Origin of the sequence: Iamia sp. SCSIO 61187, assembly GCF_019443745.1 — a bacterium.
Classification (GTDB): domain Bacteria; phylum Actinomycetota; class Acidimicrobiia; order Acidimicrobiales; family Iamiaceae; genus Iamia.
In genome coordinates this window covers 18,464-34,488 of sequence record NZ_CP050949.1, presented here as the reverse complement: position 1 = coordinate 34,488, position 16,025 = coordinate 18,464, and the positions used below count along the sequence as shown (strand labels likewise).

Sequence of the window (16,025 nt, the reverse complement as noted above, 5' to 3'; positions counted from 1 at the left end):
CGTTGGCATGCAGCGTTGACCCTATTTCGTGTCGTCTCCGTCGATCGTGAGGATGTGGCAGACGTCGTCGTCGCCGCACTTGGAGGGGTCGAGGGAGCGGCTGCGCCGGAGGAGTTGGTGAAGTTCGGCTTCGACTGCTGCGAGGTGCCGTTGGCGTTGCTGGACCTCGGAGAGTTTGGTCTCGAGGAGCAATCCGACGTGGCTGCACGGCACGGTGCCCTCGTCGCGGAGGTCGATGATGGTACCGATCTCTGCGAGCGTCAGCCCGGAGGCTTGTGCCGTGCGGATGAATCGCAGCCGGTGCAACGCAGCGTCGTGGTACAGCCGGTAGCCGTTCGTCGCTCGTTCCGGTTCGGGGAGCAGCCCTCGCCGCTCGTAGAACCGCACCGTCTCGGGGGGCACCCCCACTGCATCTGCCAACTCACCGATCCGCATTGCCCGATCCTACCGCTTGACCTTGATCCGCAGATCAAGGTCTACGGTCCGGTGATGGACGTGACGCTGCTCTACTTCGCCGACTGCCCGAACTGGAAGGTGGCCGACGGCCATCTCGCTGAGGTCGCCCGAGAGCTGCCGGACGTGACGATCACGCGACAACTGGTCAGCACCCCCGAGGATGCAGCGCGGGTCGGTTTCCATGGCTCGCCCAGCATCCTCGTGGACGGGGTCGACGTCTTCGCCCAGCCCGAAGATGATCCCGGCGGTCGGGTCGGCTTGTCCTGCCGGGTGTATCAGACCCCTGATGGCCCGGCTGGGTCCCCCACCCTGAGCCAGCTGCGAGCGGTGATGACCCGTGGCTGATCGCAAGACCCCCGTTGGCTTCATCGGCATGGGCGCCGCCATGGGCATCTGTTGCGCGTTCTCCATCCTGGTCCCGGTCGGCGTGGCCGGGGTCATCGCTGGGCTGTCGGTGGGCCATTGGACCTTGATCGCCGCCGCCGCCGCCGTCGCCGTCACGGCGATCGGGCTCCGCCGGCGCGGTCGACAACGCGACCGGTGTCAAGGGCCTGCTGAGCTCACCTCGACGCCGAGCGCAGAACATGCCCGATTGCCCTCGCCGGCGACTCGCCCCTCGACACGACCGACCGCGAGATGACGACCTCGTATGACTTGGTCGTGATCGGTGCGGGCATGGCCGGCGGCGCGGCGGCCAACAAATGCGCGTCCGAAGGCTGGCGTGTCGCGATCGTCGACGAGCTCCCCTACGGGGGCACCTGTGCGCTGCGGGGCTGCGACCCCAAGAAGATCCTGCGCCGGGGCGCCGAGATCATCGACAGCGCCAGGCTCATGAGCGGCAAAGGCATCGACTCCGCCGGGTTGACGATCAACTGGTCTGACCTGATGAAGCACAAGCACGGATTCACCGACCCGGCTCCGCAGAGCATGGAACAGGGGCTGATCCGCAACGGCGTCGAGACGTTCCACGGCACAGCGGCGTTCACTGCGCCGCACCTGCTCGACATCGACGGCGACACGGTCGAGTCGACACACTTCCTGATCGCCACCGGAGCACGCCCGAACACCATGGACTTTCCAGGCGCCGACCACCTGCTCGACAGCACCGACTTCTTGAACCTGGCCAGCCTTCCTACCCGGATCCTGTTCATCGGCGGCGGCTTCATCTCATTCGAGTTCGCGCACATCGCAGCCCGGGCCGGCAGCCGACCGGTCATCATCGATCGCGGCGAACGCCCTCTCAAAGGCTTCGATCCCGATCTCGTCGAGCTCCTGGTCGCCCGCAGCTCGGCCGTAGGGATCGACGTTCACCGCCAAACCGTCGTCACCTCGATCAAATCGACCGGCTCGGGCTACCGCGTGACCGTTGATCGCGCCGGCGACCAAACCGTGATCGAGACCGACCTCGTCGTACACGGCGCAGGCCGCAGCCCAGAACTATCGAGACTTGAGCTCGACGCCGCAGGCGTCGCCCACGGCGAGAGAGGCGTGAGTGTCGCCGGCCACCTCCAGAGCACCACCAACCCACGCGTCTTCGCAGCCGGCGACTCAGCCGACACCCCCGGCATGCCCCTGACCCCGGTCGCCGTGATCGAAGGCAAGGTCGCAGCATCGAACATGCTCAAGAACACGACCATCGTTCCCGACTACCACGGGGTGCCCACGGCCGTCTTCACGATCCCCGAGCTCGCCAGGGTGGGACTGCTCGAAGCAGACGCCAGGCAGAAGGACATCGATCTCGACATCCGCTACACCGACACCGCCGACTGGTACTCGAACTACCGCACCGGCGAGACGACCGCAGCAGCGAAGATCCTCGTCGACACCTCGACCGACACCATCGTCGGTGCCCACATGCTCGGGCCCGAGTACGGCGAGCTCATCAACTTCTGCGCCCTCGCCATCAAGCTTGGACTCACCACCAGGCAGCTGAAGTCGATGACCGCCGCCTACCCGACCGTCACGTCGGACCTCGGCTCCATGCTATGACGGCGCCGATCTTGCGTTCGAAAGGGCCCTGCTCGCCTTCGCCGCGTCGCGTCGCACCCTGGCCTCGGTCCCGCGCCCGCTTCGCCATGATCGTACCGAAGTGGTCCTGAGCGCCATCCCAAGCCCAAGTCAGAACGCGCTCGAGCTCGGCCCGTTGACCATACGGGCCTATGGGCTGGCGATCGGCTTGGGTGTCATCGTGGGCGTGGTCATCGCCCAGCGACGCTGGGCGGCTCGCGGTGGCGATCCCAGCGACATCTCAGGGTTGGCGGTATGGGCCGTGACGGTCGGTGTGGTGGGCGCCCGGGCGTACCACGTCCTCACCGACTACCAGCGCTTCGAGGGTCGCTGGCTCGATGCGTTCAAGGTCTGGGAAGGCGGACTCGGCATCCCGGGTGGGCTGCTCGCCGGGGTCGTGGCCGGTGTCCTGGTCGCCCGCCGCAGAGATCTGCCCGCGGCCGAGCTGCTTGACGTTGCGGCCCCAGCGATCCCCATCGCCCAGGCCATCGGAAGGCTGGGCAACTGGTTCAATCAGGAGCTGTTCGGCCGTCCGACGGACCTGCCCTGGGGTTTGCGGATCGACGCCTCCCGGCGACCCGATGGCTACCTCAATGACGCGACCTTCCACCCCACGTTCCTCTACGAAGCCCTGTGGAACCTCGCACTTGCGGGCGCCTTGGTCCTCTACGGAAGGCGCCGACCTGACGGGCCGCCGGGACGGATCTTCGCCCTGTACGTCGCCGGATACGCCGCCGGCCGTCTCTGGGTCGAGGCGCTCAGGATCGACGAAGCCTCTCTGATCGCCGGGGTCCGCGTGAACATCTGGGTGAGCGCCGCGGCCGGAGCGGTCCTGGCTGTCTGGTGGCTCATCCACCGCAGGGATGGCTCGCCTGCCGCACTCGACGACAGCACCCCCTCCACATCGTGATCGCGGCTCTCAGCCTCCTAGCCCGTCAGCTCGTCGAAGGTGGCTTGGACGGAGTCCTCGACGTCGAGGTCGAGATCGTCGAGGCCCTTGATGTAGGCGGCGTAGGCGCTTAGCACGGCCTGGCGGTTGCCGGCGGCTGCGTGCGCACGCATCAGTGCTTCGGCCAGACCGCTGTGGAGGGGCAGGGCGGCGGTGACCGAGTGAAGGACATCGGCGGCAGCCTCCGGCTCGCCGAGGTCGATGTACGTCTCGGCGCACTGCTGGGCGACCCCGGCGATGCGCACTTCCCACCGGTTCACCAGGTTCTCGACGTCGATCCAGGTGTACGAGGACCGGGCCCGACTCGGGTAGCTGAACACCTTTCCGGTCACGAGGCCCAGGGCCTCCCGGTAGACGTCGGCCGCTTCGGCTGGCGGAAGGTTGGCGGCCCGAGCAACACGCCGCTCGAACAGCTCCGTGTCGGTGACGAGCCGTGGCCCGGCGCTGTATCGCCCGTCGTGCGAGGTCGGGAGGTGGTTCGTCCCAACCCCGGCTCGGCACTGTGACATGAGGTCACGCAGCCGGCGACGGTGGTCGGCCAGGCCCGGCTCGCTCCAGCAGGCGTCCTGGAGCTGTTCCGAGGACACTGACCGGTGGATGGCGATGTAGGCGATCACGGCTGTCGGCTTGGGCGCGATGCCCTTGCGGCCGCCCTCGATCGTGATGTCGCCCAAGAGGCGGACGAGGACGTCGTACTCCGGCTCCGAGGTGTCGACCTCGTCGCCTTCGGTCTCGCCGGGGTCGGGCTCGGGCTCCTCGTCGGGATCTGGCCAAGGCAGCTCGACCGCCTCCGCGGAGCGCACGAGACGAGCGATGTCCGCGGCGCCCTCGGTGTCGACCATCTGGCCTGTGCAGGTGAGACCGAGGGCGGGGACGGTCACCACGCCGGCCCGGCACTCGATGGTCGTCGCCGGAGCATCGACGGCGCCGACGACGACCACACCGACGGTCGATGGCCGACAGGTCGTCAGCGCATCGAGCACGCCCTGCGGTGGCGCCGACGCAGCGATGACGGCCAGCGGGGCGAGGACATCGTGAGCCGGGTCGGCTCCACGGCCGACGAACCCGTTGCCCCAGCCGTTGGTCTCGATCGCCCGGTGGGTCTGCTCGACCCACACGCCGAGGTCTGCTGCGATGGCGTCCCAGTCGTCCACGACGGTGGCGTGGTCGAAGCCCTGGGTGACGCTCGGGTCGAGCAGCTCGCCGACCACGAAGACCTCGGGGGCGTCGGCGGTCGAGCGGAGCAGCAGCTCCATGGCCATCGACCGCGCCAGCTCCCGGCTCGCCTGGCCGTCGCCGATGAGGCTCACCAGCCCCTCGGCCTCGAGGTCGACATAGACCTGGCCGTCGTCGTCAGGCTGTCCCAGTGTGACGAGGAGCGGCACCGCGGAGATGTCGCCGGGCGGGAGGTCGATGGTCTGGTCCAGCGTCCACACACTGAACCGCCCCGGGTTCAGTGGAGGGCTGGTTGTCCCAGGATCGGGCGATCCTGGGTGTTCAGTTGACGGTAGTGGTCGTTCTCGAACTCGACGGGCGGCACGTAGCCGAGGCTGCTGTGGAGGCGGGTCTCGTTGAACCAGTGGACCCAGCCGAGGGTGGCCAGCTCGAGGTCTCCGACGGTTCGCCAGGGGCCGTCACGGTGGACGAGCTCGGTCTTGTAGAGGCCGATGGCCGACTCGGCCAAGGCGTTGTCGTAGGAGTCCCCGACGGTCCCGATCGACGCGACGGCTCCCGCGTCGGTGAGGCGCTCGGCGTAGCGGATCGATGTGTATTGGCTTCCAGCGTCGGAGTGGTGCACGAGGCCGTCGAGGCGGTGGCCGTCGCGGGTCCAGATGGCCATCTCCAACGCGTCGAGCGGCAGCTCGGTGGGCATCGATGTTGCGGTGCGCCAGCCAACGATCCGCCTCGAGAACACGTCGGTCACGAACGCCGTGTAGGCCATGCCGGCCCACGTGGCCACGTAGGTGAAGTCCACGACCCAGAGCCGGTTCGGCGCTGGGGCGGTGAAGTCCCGCTTCACCAGATCCGGGGGCCGCACCGCTGCGTCGTCGGCGCTGGTCGTGCGGACCTTGCGACCCCGGCGTGCGCCTTGCAGACCCTCAGCGCGCATCAACCGCTCGACGGTGCAACGGGCAACCTCGTGGCCCTCGCGACGGAGCTGGTGCCAGACCTTCCGGGCCCCGTAGACGCCACGACCGACCTCGAAGTGCACGCGCCTGATCTCGACGACCAACGCATCATCGGCGATCTGGCGTGCCGAGGGCGGGCGGGTCTTGGCCGCGTAGTAGGTGCTCGGGGCGATCGCCACGCCGTGGGCGGCCAGGACGCGGCAGATCGGCTCGACCCCGAAGCGGTCGCGGTGGTCGTCGATGAAGACGACTACCAAGGCAGTCGAGGGTCGAGCTCCCTCGCGAAGAAACTCGACGCCGCCAACAAGATCTCGTTGGCCCGCTTGAGCTCGTGGACCTCAGTCTCGAGATCTTTGATCCGCTGGGAATCCGAGGTCGTGGTGCCGGGCCGGCGGCCGGCGTCGATGTCGGCCTGCTTGCACCAACCCCGCAACGTGTCCTTGTTGACCCCGACCCGCTGGCCGATCCGGACCACCGCAGCGTTCAATGACAGCTCAGGATCTTGCTCCTGGGCCTCCCTCACGAGCCGCATGGCCCGCTCCCTCAGCTCGGCCGGGTACTTCCTCGGTGCTGGCATGACTCCACCTTTCCGTGGGATCAATGCCTCCACAAGACCCGGGGCGGTTCACTCTCCCCGGTTGCCCGATCGATCAGGCGTCGGCCACTCCGTGGACGGGAGGACGGGGTTGGGAGCATCGACCACGGAGCATCCGACGTGTCACCCCGCACCGAAGCGGGTTGAGTCCTCGCAAGGCGGGACGCCTCAGCACTACCCAAGGGTGTGATGGGGCATACATGAGATGTCATGAGAAGGCAGGAGCCGCGCATGACGCACCTCGTCGGGGGACGCACGATGTGACGACCGGCTCGGCGGGCTGGTTCCAAGCTCACCCGACGAGCCGCAGCTCGCGAAGGCGGCGCTCGGCCCGCCAGCGGCGCTGGCCGATGGCGGCGGGTGTGGTGCCCTGTTCACGAGCGAGTTCCACGAGCGTCTCGCCGTGGACCCTCGTCCGCACGATCATCGAGGCCGCCCTGGGCATGACGTGACCCTCGACCTCGGCGACGCGGAGCTGCTCGAACACCGAGCGAGCGATGACCTCGTCCTCGGGCGTGCGAGTCGGTGACGGTGGGTCGGACACCATCTCCGCCCACTCGCCCGGAGCCTCGATCCGGCGGTGCGCCCGGTAGCGCTTCTTCACGTCGAGCAGGACGTTGCCGGCGACTCTCCCTTCCCGGTCGACGGGGTAGGTGCGGATCCGCTCCCAGGCGATTGAGACCAGCTCCTCGATGGCGTTGTGATCGTCGTTGCCCGTCGTGCGGCCGAGGTGGACGAGGCCGGGGAGGAGGGCCTGGAGCAGCGTCCGGGCGGCGAGGTCGTCGTCGGCCGCCATGGTCACCAGCGCCCGGAGGACTGGGTTGGCCCGGTCGGCGTCGCGGCGAGCGGCGAGGACGTCGTCGAGGTCGACGAGCCCCGCCAAGGCCTCGTGCGTGTTGGCCCACCGGATGACGGCGCGGCGGGCGGCGGGGCCGGTGGCGATGCGGTCCCACTCTTGATCCAGGTCCTGTGCGATTCGAGCCATCGGTGGCCTCCTCGTGTCGATGAGCACGGGGAGGGTCTGATGGAGGCATCGTGCGAACCGTCGTGAGACGAGTCGTGCTCGCGAAGGTTCCCGCACGATCACGTCTCTCCGATGAGGGATCGGCGTGGGGTCGACGGCCTAGCGAGCCGTGGAACGACACCTGATCACCATCTCGCCGGCGGGCCACCCGGACCCCCGGGTCGCGCGCGCCGGCTTCGACCTCGAGCACGCCTACGTCGAGCGGTGCTGGGCACCGGTGCTCGGGCCGACGTCGACCGCCTTGCTCCGGCGCCTACCGGCGCTCTGGGCCGAGGCCGAGCCGGCGCGCATCGACTTCGGTGAGCTCTCCCGCTCCCTCGGCGTCGGCACGGGGCGGGGCGAGCACAGCCCGCTCTCGCGAACGCTGGATCGCCTCGTGCGCTACCGCTTCGCCCGCCAAGCAGCGGACGGCCAGTGGGAGGTCTTCCGCCAGGTGCGCCCCCTGGACACCCACCAACTCCGGCGACTGCCGGAGTGGTCTGACCTTCCCCCGGTTGCTCGGACACCGATCGTGTGAGGACGATGTCCTTGCCGAAGGGAGCCTCGAGTGCCGTTGCCTCATCCGCCGGAGTTCCGGCGTCGTGCTGTTGAGCTAGCCCGCCAGGTCGATGACGACGGCCAGCGTGTGCGACCGGTGAAGGACCTGGCCATGGAGCTGGGCATCTCGGAGTCGTGCCTGCGCAACTGGGTCGCCCAGGCCGACGTCGACGAAGGCCGCCGCGAGGGACTCACCACCGGTGAGCGGTCTGAGCTGGCTGAGCTACGCCGGGAGAAGCGCCGTCTGGAGCTCGAGAACGAGATCCTCAAGCGCGCCGCTGCCTACTTCGCTCGGGAGAACGTCCTCCCAAAATGATGTTCCCGGTGATCGCCGAGCTGGCGATCGAGGGCGTACCGATCAGGGTCGCCTGCCGGGTCCTCAACGTGTCGCCGTCGGGGTTCTACGACTGGCGGAACCGGCCACCATCGGCCCGTGCGCTCGCCGATGCTGAGCTGACCGCCACGATCCAGGACATCCACGCTGCTTCGAGGGGCACCTACGGCTCGCCTCGGGTCCATGCCGAGCTCCGCCTCGGCATGGGCCTGCGCTGCGGTCGCAAGCGCGTCGAGCGGCTGATGCGCCAGTCAGGGATCTGCGGGGTCCATCGCCGCAAGGGCACCCGCCGACGACCGGCGCCGGCCGTGCACGACGATCTGGTCCGTCGCCAGTTCCACCCGACCGGGCCCGACAGGCTCTGGGTCACCGACATCACCCAGCACCGCACCGACCAAGGCTGGGTCTACCTCGCCGTGGTCCTCGACGCCTGGTCCCGGCGCGTCGTGGGCTGGTCGATCTCTGAACGCATCGAAGCCGACATCGTCGTCGATGCCTTGGACATGGCCCGCTGGCGCCGCCGCTCAGCGGCCGGGACCGTGGTTCACTCCGACCGCGGAGCCCAATACACCTCCTGGGCCTTCGGCCACCGGCTCCGCCAAGCCGGCCTCCTCGGCTCCATGGGCCGCATCGGCTGCGGCCTCGACAACGCCATGGCCGAGAGCTTCTTCGGGTCCATGCAGATCGAGCTGCTCGACCGCCGCCGCTGGGCCACCCGAGACGAGCTCGCCACCGCCCTGTTCGACTGGATCGAAGCCTTCTACAACCCCACCCGCCGCCACTCCGCCCTCGGCTACCTCAGCCCCATCGCCTACGAACGAGCCCACACCCCCGCCGCCACCGCGGCATGATCACCACACCAACCCCGTCCGGAGAACCGGGGGAAGGTCAGGTCCCGCCGGATGCACACCGAGCTGCTCGACCGGCACATCGCCGGCCTCACCTCCACGACACCAGCAGCTCAGCTCACCACCCGACTCGACCGCATCCAATCCCGCCGACCACCAGAACACCGACCCAACACCACCACTCCATCCAGACACCTCGAACCATGACCCCACCACGACCGAACAGCCACCCACACACCCGCCCATCCACCTCCCCACCGACCCAGCAGATACGACAGGCACACATTTGCGGGTTCCCCTTCGGGGAACCCGCCGACCGCCGTCGCCAAGCCGTCCGGTGAAGTTCACCGTCACCCCGCTCGGCGGGGGTCGGAGCGCTATCGCGCAGGTGGTCGATGGCATCGTCCGGTACCTCCAGCCCCGGGCGGCGAGCGCCGGCCGTCCGTCGTCTGGGGCCGACGGTCCGTCGAGGTACTACGCCGACAGCGGCGAGGAGCCAGGGCGCTGGTCCGGGCGGGCAGCCGAGCTGGCAGGCCTCCGAGGCCGGGTGCGCACGGACGACTTCGCTGCGGTGCTATCGGGCCGTGATCCCGGGACCGGCGAACGTCTGATCACGGCCCAGGGCTCAGCGGGACGTCGACACGACCTCGGCGTGGGTCGCCACACGCTGACCACGCCGGAAGGCATGCACCTGTACGACGAGGCGGACGCCGCTGCCGCCCTCGGGTTGACCCGGTCAGAGGTGGGTCGGATGTTGTATGTCGGGGCGGCGCTCGCCGTGGCTCAACTCGCAGCGCCGGCCGAAGACGACGGCGTGGAGGATCGTGCGCTCAGTCGTGCTCGCGATCGTGCGCGCACGATGTCCCAGGTCAGAGGCTCGTATCTGGTGCCGATCCTCGCGGATGGACACCGATGGGTGACCGAAGCAGAGCTGGCGTCGTGCGACGTCGCTCGTAGCGCCGGAACCGATCCCGACGTAGTTCGGGCGCTCGGCGACGACGGCGACCAGCTGCCGATCGCCGAGGCCGCCCGCCTCGCCGGGGTCACGACCCGCTACCTCCGCCAGCTGGCCTGTCGCTACGAGGACGACGGACCGGAGATCGAGCGACGCCTTGCTGCCGGCCGTCTGCCGCGCCGTGCCTACCTGGTCGCGCACAGAGGCACGAAGGGTCGCTGGCTGGTGACGCGCCAGGAGCTGGCCGCCTTCCTCGAACGCCGGAGGCCGCCGTCGGTCCGAGTGGCATACGACGTGACGGCGACGACCGAGAAGTCCCTCGGCGTGCTCGCGCTCCTCGGTGACACCGCAGCGCGAGACGCGGTGCTCGGCTCGATCGAGGCCGGCAACGACTGGGCCATGGGCTGGCTCGAGGAGCACGCCGCCTATGGCCGCGTGGGCGGCAACCCGGTGAAGGCCGAGGGTTGGATGGTGGCCTCGTTCCGGCACCTGACGTCCCGCTCGTTGGACCCCTTCCCCCACCACCACAACGTCGTGGCTAACGCCGTCACCCTCTCCGACGGGAGTCACCGCGGGCTCGACGCCCGCGGTCTCTATCGCCATGCTCAGGCCGCGTCCGCGCTGGCTACGGCTGAGATGCGCCACCAGCTGTCGGCCCGTCTCGGCGTGCGGTGGCGGCCAGGACGTCGCGGAGGATGGGAGATCGCCGGCATCGACGACCGCGTCGTGCGCGAGTTCTCGAAGCGGCGCAACGAGATCGACGACGCCCTCCGCGAGCTGGAACAGGAGATCGGTCGGGGCGCCCACCCTGGGGAGATCGAGACCATTGTCCTCCGCACCCGCCCGGCCAAGAGCCACACGCCGGTCGCAGAGCTCACATCCGAGTGGAGGGCGCGGGCCGCCGCTCTCGGCCTCGACCTCGATGCCCTGTCGCGGCTGGGAGGTCGGCCGCCCCAGGACGTCGAGCCCGACGCCGCCGAGGTGTTCGCCCTCTTGGCGGCGCCGGATGGGGTCTGCGAAGGGGGCTCGGTGTTCACACGGTCCGTCGCAGTCGCAGCGCTCGTCGACCTTCCGGTTCCCGACGAGGACGGCACTCCGCAGCCCCTGCTCGTCGGAGCCGCCCGTCTCGAGCGTCTGATCGACGACTTCCTTGCGTCCGAGCACGTCGTGTGCCTCGTCGGCTCGGGCGAACCGCTCTACACGACCGTCGAGGCCCTCGGCATCCAGGAACGCATCGCCGACCGCTACGAACTAGGCCTCCATGGCAGCGGCCATGCCGTGCCCGCTCCGGCGCTCACCGCAGCCCTGGGCGGACACCCCCACCTGACCAACGAGCAGCGCGCGTTGGTCCGCTCCTGGTGCGCGGGCGGACACCGCTTCCAGGCGGCCATCGGGCGTGCTGGCGCGGGCAAGACCACAACTGTGGCGGCTTGCGCAGACGCCTGGGCCGCCGCCGGCCACCGGGTCCTCGGCGCAGCAGTGAAGGGCGAGGCCGCTCGTACGTTGGCAGCGGCGACGGGCATCGAGTGCGAGACGCTCGCCTGGTACCTCGCCCACGACGACCCCGACGACCTCCCCCTCGACTCGCGGACCGTGCTCGTCATCGACGAAGCCTCGACGATCGGCGACCGCGACCTCGACGCGATCATGACCATGGCCGCCCGCACCGGGGCCTCGCTGCGGCTCATCGGCGATCCCGCTCAGCACGGCGCGGTGCCCGCCGGAGGCATGTTCCGCGTCCTGTGCGAACGACACCCCCCCACGACCCCCGAGCTGCGCACGACCCACCGGGTCCGCCATCCGGACGACCGAGCCGCAGCCGAGGCGCTCCGCGACGGCCGAATCGGCGAAGCCCTCGACCACCTCGAAGCCGCCGGGCACCTCCACATCGCCTCCGACGACCTCGCCATGTACCGCCAGATCCTCGGCCGCTGGTGGGACGCCCACCAGGCCGGGCTCGCCCACCCGATGGTCGATCGCCGCAACGCGACCCGACGCCAGCTCAACCGCCTCGCCCACCACCTTCTTCGAGCCCATGGCCAGGTCGCGGTGGACGAGGTCCCCGCCAGCGATGACCGCCGGTTCTCCATCGGCGATCGAGTCACCGCACGGGCTCCCGATCGAAGCCTTCACGTCCCCGGCGATCGGCGTGCCTACGTCCGCAACGGGGCCCTCGGCACCATCACCGCTACCCGACACAGCCCGACCGATCCTGGGGGCGACACGTTGACAGTCGCCTTCGACGGCATCGGCACCGTCGACGTCCCCCGGAGGTTCTTCGATCATCACGACCGAGACGGCCGTGTCGAGGTGGGCCTGGACCACGCCTACGCGCTGACGAGCTACGCCGTCCAAAGTTCGACCCACGCCGTGTCGACGAGTCGCATCGACCCCACCGCGACCCGGGCAGAGACCTACGTCGACATCACCCGAGGCCGCTCGGCGAACCACCTCTACCTCACGGCAGCAGCGAACCAGCTCGATGAAGAGGCCCTGCCGCGAGCGCCTGGCCCCTCGGCGGACGAAGCCGTCGAGCGACGCCTTGAACGCTCCACCGGCGAGCTGACGGCGTACGAGCTGGCCCACGTTGACGACGGACCCGCTGGTCGTCCGAAGCGCCCCCCCGAACTCCATCTGTGAGGTTCACGGACCCGCCAGGGCCTAGGCACCCCATGAAGACGCCACACCACAGCACCGAGGTGCTCACGATCGAGGAGGCAGCCGCGGTGCTCCGCATCAGCCGCGGCGCGGCCTACGCACAGGCCCGCCGCTGGCGCGAGACGGGTGGCCGGGAGGGCATTCCCTGCCTCCAGCTCGGCCGTACCCTCCGCGTCCCGATCGGGGCGTTGCAAGAGATGCTCGAACACCCCGAGTCGGCCAGTGTTCCGAACCTCGCCCGTCACCTTGAGACCGCCTAGCCGTGCTCGCCAGCCATGCGGGAATCAGCGTCACCCACGTTGGCCGCGTGTACGAGGCGCTGCGGAGCGAGGGTCAGGCCGAGTGCACCGGCGCCTACGAGTAGTGCCCCGCCGAGCAAGTAGACGGCTGCGATGCCGAAGCGGTCGGCTGCAAGACCTCCGACTCCGATGCTCAGGAGCCGTCCGGTCTGCCAGACCACATCGAAGAAGGCAAAGACCCGCCCACGCATCCGCTCGGGCACCGTGGTCTGCAGAACGCTGTTGTAGGTGACGTTGCCGGTGCTCGTCCCGACGCCGTACGCAGCGAGAGCCCCCAGCGCCACTCCGAAGGAGGTGCTGGCGGCGAGCACCACATCGACTACGCCTCGAAGGACGTAGGGGCCGAACAACCATCCTCGACGGCGCACGTCCTTCGCGATGCGCTGGAGGACGAGTGGCCCGACACCGGCGCCGACTCCTATCGCTGCGATCAACAGTCCGAACTGGCTCGCGCGGACATCGAGGTGATCCTCGGCGAGGACCACGAGGAGCGCAGAGGTCGCGCCGGCCGAGAGCGCTGCGAGACCCTGCACGCAGGCCAGCACCCCGAGGAACCGGCTCGAACGTATGGCCTTCAGACCTTCCGCAATGTCAGCGAGGTGCTTCCCCGCCGACCGAACTGGTTCGCGCACCATCGGAAGGCGGACCAGCAGGACCGCCGAGATGACGAAGGTGAGGGCATTGAGGAGGAAGGCAATCCGGGCCCCTGCCGTCGCGACGATCAGGCCGGCGACGGGTGCGAGGGCGATCTGGGAGATGACAGCAGCCGACCACACGGCAGCGTTGGCGCCCACGATGTCGTCTGGGTCGACCACTACTGCAGGGAGAGCGCTCCCAGCGGCCGGGTTGAACAGCACGGTGAAGGCCGAAAGCGCAAACGCAGCCAGGTACACGGCGAGGAGCTCGTCGTGGAAGACGGCCAGCCCTATGGCAACCAAGGCGCGCGCGACATCGGCGGACACCATGATCCGCCTGCGGTCGTAGCGGTCCACGAACGACCCGGCGATGAACCCGAAGAGGATCACCGGTGCGATTTCGAGAGCGACAGTGCCCGCGACCTTCACTCCAGAGCCGGTCAACTCGTACACGACGATCACGAGGGCCACTGAGTTGAAGGTGTCGCCCCAGCGAGAGACGGTCTGAGCAGCCCAGAAGCGACGGAACGCCGGTCGGCTCATCGCCCGCCGGAGCGGCGTCGCCCCGGAGCCGCGGCTGTCTGACTCGTCGTGGTGCGAGGGGGATCCGATGCGAATCGACGATAGAACCTTGTCCTAGGGGCAAGGTCAAGGAGCTTCCGATCATGTCGACGTCGAGCCTCACCATCGGGCAGGCCGCTGACCTCACAGGCCTCACTCCGAAGGCCATCCGGCTCTATGAGGCTCGCGGCCTCATCGGCCCAGCCTCCCGCACGTCAGGCGGATACCGCACCTATGGGCCGGAGGAGATCGCCGTGCTGAGGTTCGTGCGGCAGGCGAAGTCCATCGGGCTGCGACTCGAGGAGATCGGCCAGATCATCGACCTTCAGCGTTCCGAAGGGCGTCCCTGCGGGATGGTCGTCGAGCTGCTCGACCGCCGACTGGCGGGCATAGATCGGGCCATCGCCGATCTGTGTGCGGTGCGCGCGACGCTCAGCAACGCTCGTGACCAGGCAGAGCAGGCGATGCGGTCCGGGCGCGAAGCCGTTGTCTGCACCGTCATAGAGTCAGCTGCTCCGTGAACAGGACCGTCCGTTGCGGGACTGGACGATGGAAGCCGGGACGTGGTCGTGGCTCAGCGAAGGTTCAGCCGAGACCTGGCGCGCCATTGCGACGTCTAGCTGACCGCGCGCGTTATCAGACGCGGTCGAGAAGGGCGGCGAGGTCGGGCGGAACGGGCGCGGGCTTCATCATGGGGACCGTGGCTCGACCGCTGTTGCCGCTCGGATAGCGGCCGGCGAGGGAGCCAGGGCCGGCGACGATCAGGCGGACGACCTGGCCGATCGCCTCTCGTCGGTCTCGTTCTCGGAGGCCTTGGCGGAGCATGAGGCCATGCACCTTCACATGGGGCCAGGCCCATGGTTGGGAGAGGATGTGGGCTCGTTCGAGGTGGTCCCATCGGGCTTGGCCCTCGGAGTAGCCGGCTGCTTGCAGCTCGGCGTCGAAGGCGTTGCGCACCGCGTCAGGCATAGGTCGGCGGGCCATCAGTCGCACCCCGGGCAGCAGGCGTCGTCCGGCTCGTCGGCGAGGGCCGAGGGGGCGGCACAGCAGACCTCGCCGTTGAGGGCCTCGCGTCCTTCCTTGACGGCGACGGCGGCAATGACGAGGGCGGCGATGGGGTCGGCCCAGGACCAGCCGAGGACGCTGTTGGCGACGAGGCCGAGCAGCAAGACCGCCGAGAGGTAGGTGCACAGCAGCGTTTGCTTGCTGTTGGCCACGACGCTGGCCGAACCGAGCGCTCGGCCGGTTCGGCGCTCGAACCAGGACAGGACGGGCATGATCGCCAGGCTCAAGGCGGCGAGGACGATGCCAACGGTGCTGTGGTCCGCCTCGGCGGCGCCGAGCAGCGTGCGGAGGGCGTCGAAGGACACGTAGGCGGCAAGGGCGAAGAACGAGACGGCAACGAGCCGCAGGGCCGTCTGCTCTCGCGCTCGGTGGTCGGTGCCCGCAAACTGCCAGGCGACCGCAGCGGCCGAGAGCACCTCGACGGTCGAGTCGAGGCCGAACCCGACGAGCGCCGCCGAGCCCGCAACGGTGCCGGCGGTGATGGCGATGACGCCCTCGACGACGTTGTAGGTGATCGTCGCAGCCACCGTGAACCGGACCCGGCGCCGCAGCACCGTCTCCCTGTTGGGGGTGAGTGCCGAGAACTGGACTGTGGTCATGTCTCGCTCCCGCACTCGGGGCACTCGACGACCAGGGTGACGTCGAGCAGGTCTCGCAGGGCGTGGGAGAGGTGGCGGTCGGCCAGCTCATAGCGGAGTTGACGCCCCTCGGGTTGGGCGACGACGAGGCCGCAGCCGCGGAGGCAGGCGAGGTGGTTGCTGACGTTCGGGCGGCTGAGGCCAAGTTCTTCGGCCATGGCCGCCGGGTAGGCCGGGCCATCGAGGAGCATCAGCAAGATGCGGCAACGGTTCGGATCGGCCAGGGCCCGACCCAGTCGGCTCATGGCTTCGAGCCGTGTAGCGGTGTTCAGCACAGGCTGAACTATACCGCTCGCCGCTGAACTGTCCAGCGTCCGACCGGTAGCGTCGCCGCC

The 16,025-nt window shown here is 69.1% G+C and carries 16 protein-coding genes and 1 other annotated feature; of the genes, 8 read left to right on the top strand and 8 right to left on the bottom strand.

The genetic code is table 11. The features are described from left to right. Positions 1–21 precede the first annotated feature (21 nt). A complete protein-coding gene (locus HC251_RS24955; RefSeq protein WP_219942193.1) occupies positions 22–435 on the bottom strand; it encodes a heavy metal-responsive transcriptional regulator in 414 nt (137 codons plus the stop codon). Positions 436–489: 54 nt separating this feature from the next. On the opposite strand from HC251_RS24955, the gene HC251_RS24950 reads away from it, so the two are divergent. The 3 genes from HC251_RS24950 to lgt all read left to right on the top strand — a co-directional run bounded on the left by HC251_RS24950 (position 490) and on the right by lgt (position 3,373). Further along, a complete protein-coding gene (locus HC251_RS24950) occupies positions 490–801 on the top strand; it encodes a thioredoxin family protein (protein WP_219942194.1) in 312 nt (103 codons plus the stop codon). A gap of 291 nt (positions 802–1,092) precedes the next feature. Beyond that, the gene (locus HC251_RS24945) at positions 1,093–2,445 is read left to right on the top strand and encodes an NAD(P)/FAD-dependent oxidoreductase (RefSeq protein ID WP_219945826.1); all 1,353 of its coding nucleotides are present in this window, start codon (positions 1,093–1,095) and stop codon (positions 2,443–2,445) included. A 100-nt stretch (positions 2,446–2,545) separates the two neighbouring features. Next, on the top strand, positions 2,546–3,373 hold the full coding sequence (gene lgt / locus HC251_RS24940; protein WP_219942197.1) for a prolipoprotein diacylglyceryl transferase: 828 nt from the start codon (positions 2,546–2,548) through the stop codon (positions 3,371–3,373). Positions 3,374–3,390: 17 nt separating this feature from the next. Here the strand turns inward: lgt and HC251_RS24935 are convergent, their stop codons facing one another. The 3 genes from HC251_RS24935 to HC251_RS24925 all read right to left on the bottom strand — a co-directional run bounded on the left by HC251_RS24935 (position 3,391) and on the right by HC251_RS24925 (position 7,121). After that, positions 3,391–4,848, bottom strand: coding sequence for a bacterial transcriptional activator domain-containing protein (locus HC251_RS24935; protein WP_219942198.1), 1,458 nt, complete (start codon positions 4,846–4,848; stop codon positions 3,391–3,393). Between the two features lie 17 nt (positions 4,849–4,865). Next, positions 4,866–6,118, bottom strand: a protein-coding gene (locus HC251_RS24930) for an IS3 family transposase (protein ID WP_255566485.1) whose coding sequence is annotated in 2 segments (ribosomal slippage) — positions 4,866–5,833 and positions 5,833–6,118 — 1,254 coding nt in all. Because the reading frame shifts where the segments join, the coding sequence is not laid out codon by codon here. Then, positions 5,706–5,833 (bottom strand) — a sequence feature (AL1L pseudoknot). (Overlaps the previous gene by 128 nt.) 310 nt (positions 6,119–6,428) lie before the next feature. Continuing rightward, the gene (locus HC251_RS24925) at positions 6,429–7,121 is read right to left on the bottom strand and encodes a hypothetical protein (protein WP_219945825.1); all 693 of its coding nucleotides are present in this window, start codon (positions 7,119–7,121) and stop codon (positions 6,429–6,431) included. A 148-nt stretch (positions 7,122–7,269) separates the two neighbouring features. Between HC251_RS24925 and HC251_RS24920 the strand changes: the two genes are divergently transcribed. From HC251_RS24920 to HC251_RS24905, 4 genes are all read left to right on the top strand, one after another. Next, positions 7,270–7,677, top strand: a complete 408-nt coding sequence (locus HC251_RS24920; protein WP_219942200.1) for a hypothetical protein — start codon at positions 7,270–7,272, stop codon at positions 7,675–7,677. A gap of 30 nt (positions 7,678–7,707) precedes the next feature. After that, positions 7,708–8,882 (top strand): IS3 family transposase gene (locus HC251_RS24915; RefSeq protein WP_219945824.1). Its coding sequence is split into 2 segments (ribosomal slippage): positions 7,708–7,978 and positions 7,978–8,882, totalling 1,176 coding nucleotides; the frame shifts between segments, so codons are not numbered across the junction. Between the two features lie 334 nt (positions 8,883–9,216). Then, a complete protein-coding gene (gene mobF, locus HC251_RS24910; RefSeq protein WP_219945823.1) occupies positions 9,217–12,474 on the top strand; it encodes a MobF family relaxase in 3,258 nt (1,085 codons plus the stop codon). Positions 12,475–12,506: 32 nt separating this feature from the next. After that, positions 12,507–12,752: a helix-turn-helix domain-containing protein gene (locus HC251_RS24905; RefSeq protein WP_219942202.1), complete on the top strand. Its 246-nt coding sequence runs from the start codon at positions 12,507–12,509 to the stop codon at positions 12,750–12,752. Here the strand turns inward: HC251_RS24905 and HC251_RS24900 are convergent. Next, positions 12,749–13,969 carry an MFS transporter gene (locus tag HC251_RS24900; RefSeq protein WP_219942203.1) on the bottom strand — a complete coding sequence of 407 codons (1,221 nt, stop codon included), beginning with the start codon at positions 13,967–13,969 and terminating at the stop codon, positions 12,749–12,751. The genes HC251_RS24905 and HC251_RS24900 overlap by 4 nt on opposite strands. Before the next feature lie 122 nt (positions 13,970–14,091). Here HC251_RS24900 and HC251_RS24895 point away from each other — a divergent pair, with 122 nt between their 5' ends. Then, the gene (locus HC251_RS24895) at positions 14,092–14,508 is read left to right on the top strand and encodes a MerR family transcriptional regulator (protein ID WP_219942204.1); all 417 of its coding nucleotides are present in this window, start codon (positions 14,092–14,094) and stop codon (positions 14,506–14,508) included. Positions 14,509–14,623: 115 nt separating this feature from the next. Here the strand turns inward: HC251_RS24895 and HC251_RS24890 are convergent, their stop codons facing one another. The 3 genes from HC251_RS24890 to HC251_RS24880 are packed head-to-tail and all read right to left on the bottom strand — an operon-like array spanning position 14,624 to position 15,965. Further along, entirely contained in the window at positions 14,624–14,971 is a 348-nt protein-coding gene (locus HC251_RS24890) for a DUF3703 domain-containing protein (RefSeq protein ID WP_219942205.1), read from the bottom strand. After that, a complete protein-coding gene (locus HC251_RS24885) occupies positions 14,971–15,651 on the bottom strand; it encodes a cation transporter (protein ID WP_219945822.1) in 681 nt (226 codons plus the stop codon). The genes HC251_RS24890 and HC251_RS24885 overlap by 1 nt, the downstream gene beginning before the upstream one ends. After that, positions 15,648–15,965, bottom strand: a complete 318-nt coding sequence (locus HC251_RS24880) for a helix-turn-helix transcriptional regulator (RefSeq protein ID WP_304608316.1) — start codon at positions 15,963–15,965, stop codon at positions 15,648–15,650. The genes HC251_RS24885 and HC251_RS24880 overlap by 4 nt, the downstream gene beginning before the upstream one ends. Positions 15,966–16,025 lie beyond the last annotated feature (60 nt).